The organism is Paenibacillus illinoisensis NBRC 15959 (genome assembly GCF_004000925.1).
GTDB lineage: Bacteria > Bacillota > Bacilli > Paenibacillales > Paenibacillaceae > Paenibacillus > Paenibacillus illinoisensis.
In genome coordinates this window covers 30,241-49,290 of sequence record NZ_BIME01000013.1, presented here as the reverse complement: position 1 = coordinate 49,290, position 19,050 = coordinate 30,241, and the positions used below count along the sequence as shown (strand labels likewise).

The window sequence follows — 19,050 nt, the reverse complement described above, 5'->3', positions numbered from 1 at the left end:
TAGAGAATTAAAGAACGGTAAGGAGGTATGAGGTTACATGAGCGTATTAAATGAAGTGAACAAGGAAGTATGGGATCAGATTAAAAGTAAAGCCGATCAGATGCTTGCTGCCATAGGTGAAAAGTCTCCGCATGTGGCAGGAGCAAATGGCATCTATGACGACATGAGAATCGATTGGTGGACCTCGGGATTCTGGCCGGGCATATTATGGATTGTGTACGATATGACAGGTGATGAGAAATATAAAGAGGCTGCATGGAATTGGGATGAGAGACTATCGGAACGTTTTCTAGAAAACAACTACTTTGATCACGACGTGGGCTTTCATTTCCTGCCTACGGCTGTCATCAAATACAAGCTCACCGGAGATGCCGATGCCGCAAGGCGTGCCTTATTTGCCGCCAACTTCCTGGCTGGCCGCTTCAATACCAAAGGCAGCTTCATCCGGGCTTGGAATGGAGATATGCTGGGCTGGTCGATCATCGATACCATGATGAACCTGTCCTTGCTTTTCTGGGCATCTGAGGAAAGTGGAGATCCTCGTTTCAGTCATATCGCCAAAGCTCATGCAGATATGGTCATGAAGCAATTTGTGCGGGAAGATGGTTCTGTGCATCACATCATTCGATTCGATCCCGAGACAGGTGAACGGGCAGAGGCGATAGGGGGTCAGGGAGCGGCGCCGGATTCGGCATGGAGTCGGGGAGCGGCGTGGGCTTTATATGGATTAACGAATACGTATCGGTATACAGAGGACCCGGCATATCTGGATGCTGCACAGCGTGTGGCGAACTTCTTCATTTCCAGCCTGCCTCAGGATAGCGTTCCGCATTGGGATTTCCGTGCTGAGCCCGAAGAAGGGGAGCAGATCCCACGAGACAGCTCCGCTGGTGCCATTGCTGCTTCCGGATTGCTTGAGCTTGTAGATGTACTTCCTGATCCGGAAGGCAGACTCTATGCTACCGTTGCCAAACGTATCCTGAGTTCCCTGCGGGATCATTATGGAACATGGGATCTTCCTGAGCACGAAGGTATGCTTCTCGAGGGAACCGGTCATAAACCGGCAGGTCAGAACGTAAACGTCTCCCTCATTTACGGTGACTATTTCTACGTCGAGGCGAGTGCCAAATTAAACGGTTGGAAGCATCGTATTTTCTAAAAAATGTATAAGAATATTTAAAAACATTTTCCACTTGATACCGAATGCCCGATAGACGAAAGTAGTCTATTCGGGCTATTTGTGCTTGATTTGACGGGGGAAATCGATGGTTGCTATCCTTTTTGTCAATCGAATTGAACTTTTTATCTATATCCCAATCGCGCTCTGACCGTTATAATAAATTCCTGATCCAAACATCGATAATCTACGAAGAGTTGGGTGATGAGTTGTTGCTAAACATTCGATATTTGTGGCAAAAACGAGAAAGCATAATTGTGACCTGGCTTGTCTCTTACAGTGCTGTTTTGATTGTGCCGATTCTGATCAGTTTGGTTATTTACATGCAGGCAAATGAGACATTGAAGAGTGAAATACATCGGGCCAACGATTCTTTATTGAAGCAGATGCGATATACGATCGATACACAAGTTGATCTGATGAAGCGGTTAAACATGGAGATGACGTGGAGCCCAAATCTGCAAACGTTGATGTATTCCAATCAGCCGGCCAAAGAGGCGCCGTATACGGCATACCAACTGGTAAAGGAACTCCGTCTCTATAAAACATCCTACGCATCCATCGATGAATTCTACGTCGTGTGGAAAAAAGATCAATCCATTCTCCGTTCAGGTAATATTCGGGATATGCGAACGGCATTTCATACCATACATAACACAGGTGCAATGTCTTTCGAAGCGTGGCGGGATCAGATTCTGGGTACAGAGACGAATCAATTCGTCATACTGCCACATCAGAATGCAGCTCCGGCGGAGTCTTCCATTGCGTACATTACACGTCTGCCTGATGATTTGAATGGTCAGGAGACCGGTACGGTTGTCGTCATGGCGGATACGCGAAGATTCCAGGAAGCAATTGAGAGCATTTCAGGTTTTAGTGATGCCACGCTGTTGATTCTGAATCAGTATAACGAGATTCTGATGAGCAATCATCCGGGGTCAGAGGAATTGAAGCCATTCATGAATGGTAATCAGGTTCAATTGGATAACGCCAAGGTAGGCAAGTCGGAGATGTTCTACATGGACTCTGCGGTATCCGATCTCAAGTACGCATTGATTATACCCAGCAGCCTATATTGGGAAAAGGCAGTGTATGTCCGCAATTTTACGTATATCAGCATCGTAGTGAGTCTCATTAGCGCGGGTGTACTGACCTGGTTCTTCATGCGCCGGAATTACTCCCCAATCCAACAGCTCGTGGAATCACTAAAAGACAAAAATAGTCAGAACGAACCTGCTGATCGGAACGAACTTCGGTTTATTCAGAAGGTCATCATGAACACACGTTCAGAAAAGAATGAGATTGCCCAGCAGTTGCAGAAACATCAGCAGGTGCTGCGCTCCAATATGATTAATCGGCTTCTCAAAGGCAAACAGGATACGCTTGTGCCTTATGAAGATGCATTCCGTTCATTCCATATGCCGCTGTATTCAAGTGAATTTGCTGTTATCCTATTTGTTATCGAGAATGAAGAGAATCTCTATGGAAAGCTGCCAGGTATTGATATCAATGAACGAAACAAGTTAATCCATCTCATTATTTCCAATGTGGTTGAAGAACTGGCTTCAGAGTGTCAGCACGTCGGATATGTGGCAGAAGTCGATGATATGATGGTCTGCCTTGTAAATATGAAAGCGGATTCTTCGGATTGGAACCAGGATCTTCATCACATTGCGGCAGATGCGCAGCGATTCCTGGAACGTTATGATATGGAATTGACGATCTCCATCAGTGGACGCCATACGTCGTGGATTGGCATCGCCGAAGCATACCAGGAAGCAGTAGACGCGATGGAATACAAAATGGTGCTTGGCAAGAAAGGCATCATTACCTATGGTGATGTCCGCAGTGATGCAATGGCAGATGACCCATTTGGCTACTACTATCCGCTTCAGGTGGAACAGCAGCTTCTTAATTTCATCAAAGCGGGAGATACCGACCAAGCCAGCGCTTATATGAACGAGATTACAGAGCGAAATTTTGATAAACCGATTATGTCGCTCACACTTGCACGTTGCCTGATTTTTAACCTGGTAGGTACAATGATCAAGGCCATCAATGATCTGGGGGATAGGGATAATCATACGCTAACTCAATACCCGCATCGGATTGAGGACATTATTGCCGGGGATACTATCCAGGAGATGCAGGAGGCTTTGCAGAATTTGCTTGAGGAGGTATGTTCCTATGCCGCTGACAAGCGCGCAACGAATGTATCACAAGAACGTGAGGATTCCCTGCGTCATCTCAGTACCCAAGTCACACAGTATATTGAGAGTAACTATACAGACGTGAATTTGAACGTCAACGCGATTGGTGAGCATTTTGAGCTTAAGGGCAGTTACTTGTCCAAACTCTTCAAGAATCAGACTGGTGAGGGTCTGCTGGACTGTATTCATAAGTGTCGTATCCGACAGGCTAAAGAAATGATGGAGCATAAACAGGAATCCATTACCGAAATATCCCGATTGGTCGGGTATAACGATGCAGCAACTTTCATCCGGGTATTCAAGAAATATGAAGGCATTACCCCCGGTAAATATAAAGAAATCAATTGATTGATTTGAAAGGAGACCGGAACATGAACGTAAAAAGGAAGTTGGCATTCATAGCAAAGTTGACAGGATTCATCCTATTGCTTGGCGTACTGACTGCTTGCGATCAGAACGGGACAGATTCGGATGCCAAGCTGGATGAACGTTCCGGCTCATCAGATTACCAGACCGTCTCAATTGCTTCACCCAATGACGATGGGAAATTAACCTACTGGGCAGAATTGAATGGCAATGCAGCGAGCATTAAGTCCAGCTTCAATGAAGTTCCTTTTTTTCAGGAGTGGCAGCGGAGAACCGGAGTCAACCTTCAATTCATCCGGCCTCCCGCCAATCAGGCCAAAGAAGCGATTAATGTGCTGCTTACGTCCGGAGAACTGCCGGATATGATTGAATACGAGTGGAGCAATTATCCCGGTGGGCCGGAGAAAGCGATCAAAGATGGATATATTCTGCGATTAAACGATGTTATTGATCAATACGCACCTCATCTGAAACAGTACCTGACCGAGCATCCAGACATTGATATGCAGATTCGCACAGCGAACGGAAGTTATTACGCGTTTCCTTTTATTCAAGGAGATGATAAGCTGCGAACCTATCAAGGCCCGATTATCCGGAAGGACTGGCTGGATGAACTTGGACTTGATGTGCCAACCACGATTGACGAATGGCATACGATGCTTCAGGCATTTAAGGACAAAAAGGGAGCTGACGCCCCGCTTACTTTCCTTGGTGTTCCGAATCCGTTGTTTGGTATCGAAGGCGGCGGTTTTATTGGTGCTTTTGGCATTAAAAAGGGGTTCTACGTGGAAGATGGCCAAATTAAGTTTGGGGCACAAGAACCTGAATATAAGGCCTTTCTATCCTTATTTCGCGAATGGTATGCGGAGGGACTCATTGACAAGAATCTAGCTGCCGTCGATTCGGAGACTCAGGATACAAACATGACCACAGGACGCAGCGGCGCGAGTATCTGGAATGCAGGGGCGGGGATTGGTACATGGCTACCCATCTTGCAAGAGACGGATCCCCATGCAAAGCTTGTGCCAGCGCCATATCCTGTCATGAACAAAGGAGATCGCCCGAAATTTGGTCAACTTGCTCCCGCGATCGGTTCCAGTGGAGTCGCCATATCCAGCAACAGTCATCATGTAGAAGAAGCAGCACGGATGTTGGACTACGGGTATGGGCCTGAGGGACATTTGCTGTTCAACTTTGGTATTGAAGGTGTTAGTTTTAAGATGAAAGACGGGTACCCGACGTATACGGAAACTATTTTGAAAAACCCTGATAAGTGGTCCCCGGCGCAAGCGCTTGCGATGTACACCAGAGCGAGTTACTTTGGTCCATTTGTGCAGGATACGCGATATATGGAACAATATTATATTTTACCGGAACAGAAAGAGGCGGTGCAGTTATGGTCCAGTACGGATGCTGTTCTCCATCAGGTACCAACTCTGCCCAAAACCGAGAAAGAAAGCACGGAGATGTCGGTCATCATGCAAGAAGTGAACAAAGTGGTCGATGAGATGTCGCTTAAAATCATTTTTGGTATTGAGCCGGTGGATGCTTTTGATACGTATGTTGAGCAAATTAAGTCATTACAGATTGATCGTGCGATTGAGATTCAGCAGCAGGCGTTAGAGCGATATAATCGCGCTGTATCCTTCAAATAAAACCTTATATTGTATAAAATGGGTATTGAAGTGTCGTTTTTGTTCATGTAATTTCGTTCCCTCGTGCTCTACAATCGGTTATGACATGCTGAGTTAGCATGCACATGATTCTTGTTTGAGCAGGATCGGAGGTGACTGTAGGGTTTCTTGAAACCGCTAACATACTCTGAAATCTAAAAGGAGGAGAACGAAAGTATGCGTAGAAAGTGGCCTTTTTTATTGTTGGCATTTACGTTGACTGTTGGATTGTCTGTACCTGGAACCCAGAAGGTTCGAGCGTCAGAGGGTGACTCACAGCCATCTATTGATCGTATTAGTGAGAATCTGTCTCTGGGTACGGATGGCAGAAGCAGACTCTATCCAAACGATTGGTATCCAGGATATAAAGATGAACAGGGAAGGTTTCTGCATGACTTTTCGTATGCCGGTTATCAGCGCGGGGAAACAGAACTACCTAAAACGCCTAAAAACAAACGTATTGACGTTACCAAATCACCGTATTTTGCCGATCCTTCAGGGAATCGAGATGCAACACAGGCTATTCAAAAGGCAATTGATGCCGCTGTTGCGTTAGGTGGGGGTGTCGTGTATCTTCCCAAGGGTACATATCAGGTTAACCCTCAGGATGGCAAGGATTATTCACTAAACATTCCTGCAAGTCGTGTGGTCCTGAAAGGTGACGGGATGAACAAGACTCATATCTATAATGCACAGCAAAATATGAAAAACAAGGATATTATCCGGATCGGTAACGGAGATTGGAAGAAAACCGGAATTTCTACGAAACTTCGAAAATCCGTTACTGATCCAACCGTCCTGCTACCCGTTGAGGACACAAGTGGATTTGCGGTGAATGATTACGTGGTCATTTCATTCGAAACGACGCCAGGTTTCTTACGTGAACTTGGCATGCAAAACAAGTGGTCGTCACGTCTTGGTAAAGTAGAACCGTTATTCTTTCGCCAAATTGTAGGCGTAGATCCGGAGAACAAAACGATCACACTAGACATCCCGACGCGTTATCCAATGAAGCTGCGCGATGATATTACGATTAGTCAGACCGCAGATCCGATTGTTGAGGTAGGTTTGGAAGATTTCTCGATTGCAAATATTCAAAATGCGAAATCGGGGCTTGGTGAAGATGACTTCAAAGTCGTTGGGACTGCTGGGTATGAAGCCGATAATGCCAAAGCGGTTAATGTGATTGCAGTGGCGAACAGCTGGATTCGAAATATTAACACCTATAAACCAGCTGGCAATGCAGATTATCACCTGTTGTCCAAAGGGATTATTCTGGATCGTACGAAGAATGTAACTGTGGATCATGTAACTATGCAGTACCCGCAGTATCGTGGGGCGAATGGAAACGGTTATTTATATCAATTTATTGGCAATGATAATCTCATTAAGAATAGTAAGGCAATAGGAGCTAGACATAGCTTCACATATGCCAACTTCTCTGCGAACGGGAATGTCCTGCAAAGTTCGTATTCTGAGAAGCCTTCATTATTGACTGATTTTCATATGTATTTAAGCATGGCGAACCTGATCGATAACCTGGTCGTTAACGGGGACGGGATCTCTGCCATTACACGGGATTATGGATCATCCGAAACGAATCGTCATGGGGTGGTAACCACTGAAAGTGTGTTCTGGAATACGACCGGTCAGGCGGCACACCCTAGTAAATCCGGCGTTATTGTAGAATCAGAACAATTCGGGAATGGATATGTCATTGGAACCAAAGGAAAGGACACCGGCGTGAACGTCAACATTGTCGGTTCCATTCCGGATGCGAATACGCAGCCATTTGATATGGCAGAAGGCATTGGTGAGGGCGATCGTTTGTCCCCGCAAAGTTTATATCAGGATCAGAGCAAGAAGCGAATCAAAGATATTCATCTGGGGCTTCAATCCCTGTTGGTGAATGGCGAAGCTATAGGGGGTATGCAGTTCTTAAGAACGGATTACGTTCATACTTTGCCTTATGGCACAACCGAAACGCCGATCATCTCTGCAAAAGCTTATGCCAAGGATGCAAAGGTTAAAATTAAGCAACCGCAAGGAACTAATGGAACTGGAGAGATTACTGTATCTTATCGGGGTCGCACTCAGAAAGTGCGAGTGAAGTTTAAGGTAGCTGATACACCCGTACTTCCAGAGAATATCTCCATCAGCCCTAATAAAGCAGTACCCGGCTGGAGAGTCACAGGGAATGCGATCAGCGCAGGCGGAAGCGGAGAGTTATCCTCGTTTCTAACATTAGATAATGGTGAGATCGTAAACATTGCAGAATTGAATGTTCCTGCGACGTACACATCAACTGATGATACGATCGGATATATGGAAGGAACTACATTCCATGCGGTAAAAGCGGGAAAGGTCCACATCATCGTGAGCTGCGTCTTTAATGGCGTAACGGTCGAGGCACAGGAGAAATTTGAAGTCAAAGAGCCTATGTCTGAACCGGAAGGACAATTCGCTGTCGTAACTAAGGTTATGGCAAGTGCAGATGATGGCAATCTGCCGATCCATACGATCGATCGTGATCCAGACTCCAGATGGTCTGCAGATGGAAAGGGACAATACCTGCAGTTGGAGCTTGAGCAACAGACTCAAGTAGGGCAGGTAAGCATTCAATTCTATAATGGGCATACGCGATCCAATTATTTCGATTTGGAGATATCAACTGATGGGGTTAATTACCAAAAAGTATTGAGTAATGTGGCCAGTCAAAAACAGGCGGCTTATGAAACATTTGAATTTGAACCGGTTCAGACCAAATTTATTCGATATGTTGGGCAAGGAAATGAATCCAATACCTGGAACAGCATTATTGAATTTTGGGTACACGAGAATTAAAAATGATGTAGGATCAGATTAATAGAATTCGATTCAGATTTCGAATATAATATGTGCTTATTTTAAAACTAAAATGGGTGCATATTATATTTGGATAGATTGGATAGCTGAATTGTGAAGAAGTCAGATCACATATTTATCCATATGAAATTGAAAAGATCTCGGGGGTTATAAATCAAAAAAGCCACATTGATCCATGTGGTAAAACTAAAACTATGATACTGTTTCACAAAACTCGTATTTTGTACATATGTATAAGTAACCACTTTTATGCTGATTCCTAATATCATTCCGATTGATGTGATGATGTTTGTTGAAAACATTGTTCCTACTATCTGTTCCCCTCTCCTGTCCTTTACGTTAAATCTAATGAATGCCCGAAAATATTTGATTTACGTGCTTTCTTAAGACCTGGTTTTTTACGCTCATAAAGAAGCACAGGCCATTATCAGCCTGTGCTCTATATTATTGCTATTAAGATAATCGTTTATCTACACCATATTGATAGGGCACACCAAGATTTTCTCTTAATGTCTCTCCATCATAATCTTCATGGAATACACCACGTTCCTGTAAGATAGGGACCACTTCTTCTACAAAACGTTTTAAGTCGGTTTCATAAGCATCTGGTAGTATCCAAAAGCCATCTGCTGCGCCACTTTCAAACCATTCAGTTAGGTGATCCGCAGTTTCTTTTGCATCACCTAATGTTGCAGGATGGTAATCAATCACAGAATGATAAATGATATCGCGTAATGTCCAACCTTCACGCGCCACCTTTAAAACATTCTCAGCACGAGGATCAGAGTAACGTTCGATTTTTACCTTGTCTAAAAGTTCTGGTGCGATCGGGCGTTCTAAATCTTCAGGAGTGAAGCTGATTCCTAATATCATTCCGATATGAAATGCACGTTGTTGTACTATATTTTCATCCATAAAACTTGCGTGACGATCTATTGCTTCACGTTTAGAATTTGCAATAACAGGCATGAGTCCTGCGATAAATTTAATCTCATCTGGATTTCGACCCGCGTCTATCGCAACCTGGCGTAGTGCATTTCTTGTAGCAATACCTTGTTCTATCGTCCACACTTCACCAATCATTGCACTCGCATAGCGTCCTGCAAACGCAATACTATTTGGAGATCCACCAGAGTGAAAGATGACCGGTTGTCCTTGTGGTGAAGGTGGAATTGGCAAGGCTCCATTTGCCTGTATATGTTTACCAGATATATGAACAGGTTTTACTTCGCTATAATCCGCAAATACACCGGTTTCTTTATCAGCTTTTAGAGCATCTTTTCCCCATGTTGCCCATAAGTGCTGTACAGTTTCTACGAACTCATAATGACTTTCATAACGTGATCTACTATCCATTAGTTTTACACCAAAGTTTTCTGCTACCTTTGGACTTGATCCCGTAACAGCATTCCAAGCAATACGTCCACCACTCATTAAATCTATCCCTTTAAATTGACGTGCTAAAGTAAAAGGATTATTCCACTGAGTATGTACAGTTGACGCCACACCAATGTGTTTTGTTTGTTGTAATATTGCAGTGGCAGTAATGATAGGTTCAAGCGTCATCGATGGCACCTCCCTGTTATCATCGGGTATTGCTCCAGGGAAATCACCTACAAATATAAATTGAAATTTACCTTTTTCAGCAAGTTGAGCATAGCGAATATCTGCATTAATATCTGGATAAGTAGTCACATTGACACCCTCACTTTTCCAAGCTTTAGCATTTGCACCGTATGCCCCTGTAAATCCTAAACCAAGCAACATTTGTTTTTTTTCAGACATAAATAAATCCCCCTAATTTATTTTCATATGGTATCTACTTGCTAACATGACTCAAAAATAAATAGACAATAACGAGTCAAACGTTCTATAAATATCTACAATCTTTAATCTTATATTTCCTAATCATTTAATCTGATCTGATTCATTTAAAATACGTGGGTCAACGCCTAGCTGATAATCTAGATTTTGGCATGTTTAACGAGACAGCTTTAAACATAGCATTGACTAATTTAATGAATTTCAGTAGATCGATCAAAACGAAAATAATACTTAGCCTGCTAACTTATTTTTCGGTGGTTACCAAGGTTCCCCGCTTCAAGAGAGGAGTTCCTTGCTAAAGAAGGTTATAATTTATTTAGCATGCTAAATATCAACATGGAGAAAACTTAAAACAAGTTCCTCTCCATTCGCTTCATAAGTTCCCTTAAGATTAAGCGTTCTTCCGGTAAAATTGAATGGAGTAATTTTTCTTGCTGCTCTCTCCATTTGGATTCAACCGGTTTCTCTAATTCTCTGCCTTTGTCTGTTAGAAAAATCCGCATAACCCTTGCATCATGTTCATCACGTTTACGATAAATAAATCCGTTTTGCTCCAATGATTTAACCATATTAGTTACCGTAGGTGGTTCGCATTTTAAATGTTCACAGAGTTGCATTTGTGTTACCCCATCGCCTAACCACAAACGAGAAAGCAAATTATCTTGACCTACATAAAGGTTAAGTTCCCTCAATGATTCGCTATAATCTCGACGCATTTGGGAAGAAACTCTATCTAACGACTGACGAATATCACAGTCCACTGTATCTGTCATTAATACATCTCCTCAGCCAGTCAACCAGCAATAGTTAGCCCGCTAAATATATCACGGTGATATCTTTGTGTCAACAGGGGGCAATTACCTTAATTCAACAAGGGATCTGATGCCATCATCGTGATATTATAATTATCTGTTGCATCGTAGGCAGATATTCACATGGCTACAACGTTCCCCCTTCTTTTTCACCACCCACGTTATCCTGCCCTTTAGCTTAATAAAAAATGGAGCAGTTGCCGTAGTGACAAATTGCTCCTGGAACTATCGTGCCATTAGAGCCAAACCGTTAGTTTGACTCCAACCATCACGGTGCATCACAGAATGTCGCACTCAATACGGGTAGCACTTATGGGAGAGTAATCCATTTTGACTGGTTGCAGCCTTACTTTTGTTTTTAGAAGAGAGTCACCTACTACCAACTTCATATGATCAATCAGAGGCTCAGCCTTTTTTAAAAGTGTTTTTCTGGGTCTTCTTTTTCATGCTCTTTTACTGGTTTTGAGCTAATTTAATTTTCATGGGGGTTCAACAAGATAGTTTTGGATCGTCGGTTTAGTCCCGGTTCTTGATCGACTGATTGAATTTTTTGAGCAGTTCACCAAACTGCCGACGTTCTTCAGCAGACCACTCTTGCAGCAGATTAGCTACACGTTCTATCGTGATCTGCTTGTAAAGGTCTAGCTCCCGGGAGCCCGTTTTCGTAATCCGATAAAAATAAGCCCTCCCATCATGCTCGTCGGGCACTTTCTCGACGTAGCCTTTCTGCTCTAGAGCCGCAGCTTGTCGACTGACCGTCGAGACGTCAAGTAACAGTACAGCACTAATGGTCTTGACCCCTGCCGGGCCCTGGTTGGAAAGTTGCTGTAGCAGCAGATAAGCAGATCGATCCAGATTGCCTATCCGTTTGTTCGTTACGAACGTCAGGTACCGGACAAGCACGGCCATTTCTTTTTCAATATCGAACAATGTATCGTCGTTCACGAAGGTTCACCTCGCCCAATTTTATCATTTCCTTATACTATACTATACGTCGATTGACAGATCACGCGGAAATGAATTATATTACTAATTGTAATTGTATGGTACAACCAACTATATTTCAAGGGGAGAAACAGTATGTCGTCAAATTCAGATTCGGTTACGGTGAATTTAGCATCCGAAATGGAGAGGTCTAAGGGAGGAGCGCTACGCCAGCCAGCCGCTGTATGGGCTGTCTTCTTCGCCAGCATTGCCGCTTTTATGGGCATGGGGCTTGTCAATCCGATCCTACGTGAACTTTCCGTGAAACTACACGCATCGCCAAGTGAAGTGAGCTTGTTGTTCACAAGCTACAACGCCATCATGGCGATTGCCATGCTCATAACTGCCGTAGTGTCTACCCGGCTCGGCATCAAACGCACACTACTAACAGGCGTCTGCATCATTGCTGCCATGTCCGTGCTCGGCGGCTTTGCGGACAACATCTGGACGCTTGTCGGGCTTCGCGCTGGCTGGGGGCTAGGCAACGCCCTATTTGTCGCCACGGCGCTGACGGCGCTCGTCTCTCTGTCAAGCAGAGGGACTGCAAAGGCAATCATTCTGTACGAAGCCGCGGCAGGCATAGGCATGTCCGTTGGCCCGTTGCTCGGTGGTACTCTAGGGTCTGTGTCCTGGCGGTGGCCGTTCTTCGGGGTTTCGATAATGATGGTGGTTGCGTGCGTCATTTTGTTATTGACCATGCCTGCATCAAGGAAAAGCGTCGTTTCAGCAAAGCCGACGTCGATTCTAGCACCGTTCCGCGCGATGAAGCACCGCTCCTTGCTCACTCTCGGCATTGTCGCTGCGCTCTACAATATCGGCTTCTTCACAATCATGGCGTACGCGCCTTTCGTCATGGGGCTCAAACCGCAAGGAATGGGTTTTGTCTTCCTCGGGTGGGGCGTGCTGCTGGGTTTAACATCAATCTTTATGGCGCCGAAACTTCAGATACGTTTTGGCACACTGAAGGCGATGAGCGCTATGCTTGTCTTCTTCGCACTCGACCTTGCAATTATGGGCATCTTCACATCCGTACAATGGGTCGTCATAGCGGCGGTTATTTTCGCAGGTGCCATCCTAGGGAACAGCAATACGCTTATTACTGCAGCTGTGATGGATTCAGCGCCCGTCGAACGGTCGACGGCATCGGCCGCGTATAGCTTCCTACGGTTCATTGGTGCAGCGATCTCACCGTACATGGCGAGCAAACTCGGCGAGCATTTCAATTCACATGTTCCGTTTTTTGTCGGCTCGGCTTTCGTCCTTTTGTCCGTGCTAATCGTTTTGTTCAATCACAAACATATCCGGCACGTCGACAAAACCAATTCAGCACATGCCTAAAGCAATTATAAGCTTCTTGGCCGTTCCGATAAGGGGCGGCCATTTTCCATTTATTATTTCGTAGCCAGTTCCTCTAACTGGCTTTTAGTTCAAAAAAAAAGCAACCCAACGTAATACGCCGGCTCCTGTCGTGTTGTTTAACTCCCTCGGTACGATTCATTTTTCTCACATATGCTCGCTTATTCGCAGGATTTCACGCTTGCCAGAATTACAGAATGGAAGTAAGAGAGCCATTGTAGTTTTCTTCCAGCCAAAAACGATTAGGTTAAACACAAAAAAACGTTTCATAAATTCTCTATAACGATTATGTGGTTGGTGCAACTCCATCTTTCCATAAGCTGCATATATTTATTATTGAATCCCTTATTTCTGTTGCTTTTTTTATTCTAGGTTGTAAATAATCCTCTCTTTTTTTTGCTGCATTCTGAATCGCATCCATTCGTGCCTTCTTGAATTCCGGTTCTTTTATATCAGAACTTGGAGATAAAACCGTCCCATTCCAATATTTTGAAATGTGATAATACGGATCTCCTCTTCTTTCTAGAGACATTCCACTTGCCCATGTATCGTAAAACTCAAATTGAAAACGATAACACGCTTTAGTTTTATCAATGGGACATTCTTTCTCATATGCATAATAATCATCAAGAGCAAATGGAGTTTTGTAATACGGATGTACTCCTATTGGAACGCTATCTTGAGCAATTTGTACTATCATTTCCGCTTTTGGGATTGCCCACTCTGCATATATTCAGCAGCTTTCTGTAAACAAAAAATAAGAATAGTTGTCTCCACCGTAGGGCTCCTCTCAGATGTTTTTATGCACTTGTAGCATCCCCATGTTTGCTAAAAATATAATTTTTTGTTAGGTACTTTTATAACTTTTTTTGATCAAAGCTAATATTCTAATCGACATTGGCACCATGTCTTTAATCAATTCCACTTGGAATTTTGTTCTTGTTGGCCAAAGGTATGCCGAAACTGTGACAGTTCAAATGTTTAATCCCTGTAAATCTGCGGTACTTCTTCTCAATCATTTCACGCTGTATATGTTCCTCTCCTAAAACACCTATTCCATGAAGAAAGGCCATAATTTCAATCCAGAGTTCTGTGTCCATTTATTAAGCCATAACGTAACTACAAAACTTAGAACAAGGCCAAAAACAAATAAAATAGTTCTTCTTACAACCAATAAAAAAAGGGGATAGACAATTTCCATCCCCAACCGAACAGCTTTAATACAAAAAAGAAGCATCTAAAACGCAAGTAAGGCTATTCCCTTAATTAGTAATTTCAGTCAACCTCATCACTTTAAATATCATGCAGCAGTTTCATGCTAAAAGGGCACCATATTCTCTAATGACGCTCATGGTACTTTTATATAGAGATATATTTAGTACTACTAAAAGATTGATTTTGAAAAAACTATCGATACACATTATAAAATGCAGATAAATAGCTTACTTTGGTTTGGTAGCTCAAATCCTCTCGAATCGGCAAATCAATAATTAACTCATCAATTGGTAAGCCATCTTGATTAATTACCTTGGAAGTTGGGATTGTAAAGTAACCTTCAAGATCAAACGTCACCAAATATTCTTGGATTATTCTTGGTTTTGGTAAGAGAGAACTTATAGTAACTTTTGTTGTCTGATTAGCGTATTCTTGAAATCTGCCGCTAACGTTAAGTGTTGTATCTTCATTGTATTTGGCTTTGATAAAACGGTCTTGCTTAATAAATGGGCTAACTTTTTCTGGTCTACCTTGAATACTATTCATACCTTCTTGGACCAAATTGCGAAGAAACTGGACTGCTTCCGCTCGAGTCAAAGAGTCATTACCTTGATACCCATTTATGGTTGAAGCTGTTTTCCCTGTCGAGTATCCCATATCCAAGAGAAAACGTACGGCATCCTGAGCATTGCTATAATTCTTACCATTCAGACCTGCAATAATTGATGCAACTTCATATCTTGTTAATGGCTTTTGACGAACTGCTTTCTTTAATGCGCTTTTATCTAAATCAAGATTATATGAAAGAGCATAGTTATAGTATGGATCACTCCATGACCCTATGGACCATTTTGTTTTAGTTATAGCTCGATTGCGAATTTCCATGGGAATTTCTTTCTCATACAGCTTAAATAACATCTTCAGAAATTCCTCTTCACTAACTAGCCTATTGGGCTTGAAGGTATTGTCTGCATAGCCTCCCATAATCTCCAGCTTTTTACCCCAATTCACAGCATCATTAGCCCAATGTGACGTCATGTCGCTAAATGTATTTTTGACTGTTGGTAATACATCAACGGTGAAGCTTACTATTTTACCCTCATAACTAACTACAACTTTTGCAATTCCGGCAGAGTCACCTACCAAATTACCGTTTTGAATGATAACATGACTTGAATCAGACTTATATTGAGATTCTGAACTTACGTCCCTAATAGTTCCTTGTTCTGTTGTTAAGAAGACCTTAGGTAGATTGATCGATTGACCCTCATTAAGAGATAAGTTCGATTTATTTAATGTCAAGCTGTGCGCTGTTTCATTACGAGTAGTAAAACTCCACGTTTTAGTGACCTCGTGTGGAGGTATACCATAAACTTCGCTAGACTGCTTGGTTTGGCCGAAATCAATCTGGACAGTATATTTTTCATTTGGTTTCATTGGCTGCTTAGGAATAAGCAGTATAGCCTCTTCTACTCCACCATGCTCACTATCTACAAGGTAAAAGTCAACTGATTGACCTTTGGAATCTGTAAGTGTTGCTGAGTTGTATTTCATTTTATTTGAATAACTCGTACTAATGGAAATTGGATAACCAACTTGCTCGCCTTCTTTTTGATAGTAATCCAGAGGATTGGGGGATTCTATGGCTACCCATGATAAAGGAACATTTTGCTGACCTTCAGCTGGAAACAAAACGACACTACGATCGATTAGTTTCTCACCTGTCCTCTTTGTTCCTGGTGTAATAACCAAATGATTTGTGCTCAATCCTATACCCGTTTCGTCAGATCCTGGTCCTAGTAAAATAATTCGGTGTAACGGAGCTGCAATTAAACTATTCAGAGATTCAATCGGATCAGATTTCATCGGACTGACTACCTCACTTACATTGATGTTGGGATAACCAAAAGACTGTACTCTCATAGAAGGAAAAGTACCTGAGAACAAAGGATGTGCCGGATTCTCAATATGGCCGGTTGTTCCTGTTGCTTTTAGATAATTTGCATGAGCTTGTGCACCTTTATTCAGATTTTCATTGATAGTAAGAGGCTGCAACTTTGCAAAGGAACGGTATTGATTGAGTTCCTTCAGCACTTCTTCTCTTTGTTTTGAGATACTCGATAGATCTAAGCCTGCATAAACATCTAGATTGGACTGCTCTACATTTGGTGTATCTGTTATAATTCTATACTTTTCTATGACAGTCACTGGGATGTTTAGAGTCAGCCCTTGATATTCTATATGTAGTGAAGTGCTTCCAAGTGAAACGGAATAAACTTGGCAGTCGTTGACTACAACAGCTACACTACTGTCTTCAATTGTACAACTGGCAAGAGAATTAATTGACTTGTCGACTCCAAAATCTCCGAGTGCTGAAAGATAAGTGCTATATTCGGTATTGAGTCCAATAGTAATTTCTTGAGTTCCTGCAGTTAATCGAGTATATGTTCCTTCTGTGGCAGATATAGGATTAGAAGAAAAAAGGAATAAACTTGCAATTCCCAAGCAGAGTAATCCCATTAAGGTCTTGCTAACTAGTTTCCTAAACAAATAGATCATTATTAATACAACCTTTCTAAGTTTCATGATTAGATTTAATTATTTACTTCCAAACTATAAGTTTTCAAATTTCGGTATCCAACTACCAAGTTTGTCCATTCGCTGACATACACTTCTAATACAACATAAAGAAAATGAAGAGCGATTTCCCCCACAAAATGAGTTTGATTTCCTATACTTAATGTGTGTTTTCAATTTCAAGGCTACAGCTAACTCTATAAATGATATTAATGAAATGCACGTAATCTGTTTATCGACTTTTAGCAGTAGACGAATATTAAACCTCTTTATCATAGATTATTGCTAACAGTTGTGATTAAATGTTACCTTCCTCTTAATCTTGCTTTGGTCAAGCATTCCACGCTCAAAATTGTATGTATATTAAGCACTTAGAATCTTTTGAATTACATCTAGTGAGACCAAAATACTTTCTAATACATTAGTTGTTTTTTCATAAAATCTAATTCGTTTTTATAATAAATTTTTAACCTCCTCTATTTTTGCAGTTGGTTCAACGCCGCACTTTTTATATTACTTATTATACGGAAAAGCAATACCAAAGAACTAACAAACATGTTTATTGTTTACTATCCAAACGTAAACACTGGTGCTTTTTTCCTAAGAATCATAGCATACAATATCTGAAAATTATAGATACCATTTTCAAGTATTAATTTATCAATTCGATGTCTGATTTTTTAGCAATTGAAGTAATCTCTAGATTTTCAAGCAAAACTCACATGAATCTGTCCATTATAGGGTTAAAACTTTTGAACTCATATAAGCGCTTGTACGTTTCACTTTACCGAATAATCTACCGTTAAACTCAGCTCAGATCTCTTCTCATCTATAATTTTGAATGAGGTTCAAATATTTTAGAATATTTTTTCATTGATCTAACAAAAGCCACAATAATAAATGGGACGTGTGGCTTTCCAGATCTAATACTTAGAAGGAGAACATTTTTCTCATAAACATGTAGGTCGGTAATACATGTGGAAGATTTATGTTGTAACGCCAAAAATGTTCGTATATAATAAAACAAAATTAAGTTCTATAAATATAGAACAAAATGGAGTTGATTTATTATGGAATACAGCATAGAAGTTGATTTTGCTCCAATCTATGAATGTGTGAGCAGCTTGACGGCTTTTATGAATAAGCAAAATCACAACGCACTAGAAGCTGGAAAGCTATGGGTTCGTGAAGTGCAGGATCGTTTTGCACCGGCTAGGATTCTGCAGATGAGTGACACCATGAAGGCTACTGACGGTTTCAGCCTTGCTCCGTATATCTGGACTTGCCCGGGAGAGCGATCGGTGGACGGATTCTTTAATTGGCTTGAAGATCTGTCCACTGGCCAGTTATATGATATTGCTGCAGGTTTGAAGTTATCTGTACCCCCTAACCTTCCGGAGCTTCGCAATCGGACAGCCGAAGCGCTGAGGGAATGGGATTCCGCGTACTTCCAGCACATTGATCCATCAATATTAAAGGGTCTTGCACAGGAAGCGGAAACCAGACGCTCACATTTAAACGGAACCAATAACCAGGAGATCTATGAGCAGGTTACAGAGGGCATGCGTTTATATCCCAATTCACATCTTAAAAAAGTGATACTCATCCCTCAGTATCACGCTCGGCCCTTTGTCACCTCCGCCATTTTTGACGAAGTGATTTTTACTCACTACTCTTGCGACATTCTTCCGCCAGCACCGGGTCGCCCAGCGCATGGCTTGATGCGCCTAACAAGAGCATTATCGGATGAAACTAGGCTCTATATCCTTCGCTTGCTGGCAGATAGACAATTAACCTTTACCGAGATTGTCCGTGAGGTTAACCTGTCCAAAAGCACGATACATTACCACCTCATTGCCTTACGGGCAGCTGGTTTAGTGATCGTGCATGTGGATCATAAAAGTACTTCTTACAGCCTGCGTCGTGAGGCTCTGAATAAACTTTCAGGTGAGATTGCTACGTATATCGAAGACTGAAACAGAGAAGTATCG

The 19,050-nt window shown here is 42.3% G+C and carries 11 protein-coding genes; 6 read left to right on the top strand and 5 right to left on the bottom strand.

Annotated features, from left to right (window positions below; genetic code table 11):
* The first annotated feature begins 37 nt into the window (after positions 1-37).
* The 4 genes from PIL01S_RS24825 (at position 38) to PIL01S_RS24810 (ending at position 8,270) form a co-directional block, all read left to right on the top strand.
* Positions 38-1,159, top strand: a complete 1,122-nt coding sequence (locus PIL01S_RS24825) for a glycoside hydrolase family 88 protein (protein ID WP_127540038.1) — start codon at positions 38-40, stop codon at positions 1,157-1,159.
* A gap of 275 nt (positions 1,160-1,434) precedes the next feature.
* The gene (locus tag PIL01S_RS24820; protein WP_246058552.1) at positions 1,435-3,735 is read left to right on the top strand and encodes a helix-turn-helix domain-containing protein; all 2,301 of its coding nucleotides are present in this window, start codon (positions 1,435-1,437) and stop codon (positions 3,733-3,735) included.
* 23 nt (positions 3,736-3,758) lie between these two features.
* Positions 3,759-5,408, top strand: a complete 1,650-nt coding sequence (locus PIL01S_RS24815; protein WP_164764342.1) for an extracellular solute-binding protein — start codon at positions 3,759-3,761, stop codon at positions 5,406-5,408.
* Positions 5,409-5,603: 195 nt separating this feature from the next.
* Positions 5,604-8,270: a discoidin domain-containing protein gene (locus PIL01S_RS24810; RefSeq protein ID WP_127540036.1), complete on the top strand. Its 2,667-nt coding sequence runs from the start codon at positions 5,604-5,606 to the stop codon at positions 8,268-8,270.
* Positions 8,271-8,744: 474 nt separating this feature from the next.
* Here the strand turns inward: PIL01S_RS24810 and PIL01S_RS24805 are convergent, their stop codons facing one another.
* The 3 genes from PIL01S_RS24805 to PIL01S_RS24795 form a co-directional block, all read right to left on the bottom strand.
* Positions 8,745-10,076, bottom strand: coding sequence for an NtaA/DmoA family FMN-dependent monooxygenase (locus tag PIL01S_RS24805; protein WP_127540034.1), 1,332 nt, complete (start codon positions 10,074-10,076; stop codon positions 8,745-8,747).
* 386 nt (positions 10,077-10,462) lie between these two features.
* Positions 10,463-10,888, bottom strand: a complete 426-nt coding sequence (locus tag PIL01S_RS24800) for a MarR family winged helix-turn-helix transcriptional regulator (protein WP_127540022.1) — start codon at positions 10,886-10,888, stop codon at positions 10,463-10,465.
* A gap of 555 nt (positions 10,889-11,443) precedes the next feature.
* Positions 11,444-11,872 (bottom strand): MarR family winged helix-turn-helix transcriptional regulator, encoded by a 429-nt coding sequence (locus PIL01S_RS24795; protein ID WP_127540020.1) that lies wholly within the window; start codon positions 11,870-11,872, stop codon positions 11,444-11,446.
* Between the two features lie 135 nt (positions 11,873-12,007).
* Here PIL01S_RS24795 and PIL01S_RS24790 point away from each other — a divergent pair, with 135 nt between their 5' ends.
* Entirely contained in the window at positions 12,008-13,249 is a 1,242-nt protein-coding gene (locus PIL01S_RS24790) for an MFS transporter (protein WP_127540017.1), read from the top strand.
* 304 nt (positions 13,250-13,553) lie between these two features.
* Here PIL01S_RS24790 and PIL01S_RS24785 read toward each other — a convergent pair whose 3' ends face one another.
* Positions 13,554-13,967 (bottom strand): hypothetical protein, encoded by a 414-nt coding sequence (locus tag PIL01S_RS24785; RefSeq protein WP_127540015.1) that lies wholly within the window; start codon positions 13,965-13,967, stop codon positions 13,554-13,556.
* A gap of 707 nt (positions 13,968-14,674) precedes the next feature.
* On the bottom strand, positions 14,675-16,987 hold the full coding sequence (locus PIL01S_RS24780; RefSeq protein ID WP_164764341.1) for an S-layer homology domain-containing protein: 2,313 nt from the start codon (positions 16,985-16,987) through the stop codon (positions 14,675-14,677).
* 1,142 nt (positions 16,988-18,129) lie between these two features.
* Here PIL01S_RS24780 and PIL01S_RS24775 point away from each other — a divergent pair.
* Positions 18,130-19,035: an ArsR/SmtB family transcription factor gene (locus tag PIL01S_RS24775; RefSeq protein ID WP_127540011.1), complete on the top strand. Its 906-nt coding sequence runs from the start codon at positions 18,130-18,132 to the stop codon at positions 19,033-19,035.
* Positions 19,036-19,050 lie beyond the last annotated feature (15 nt).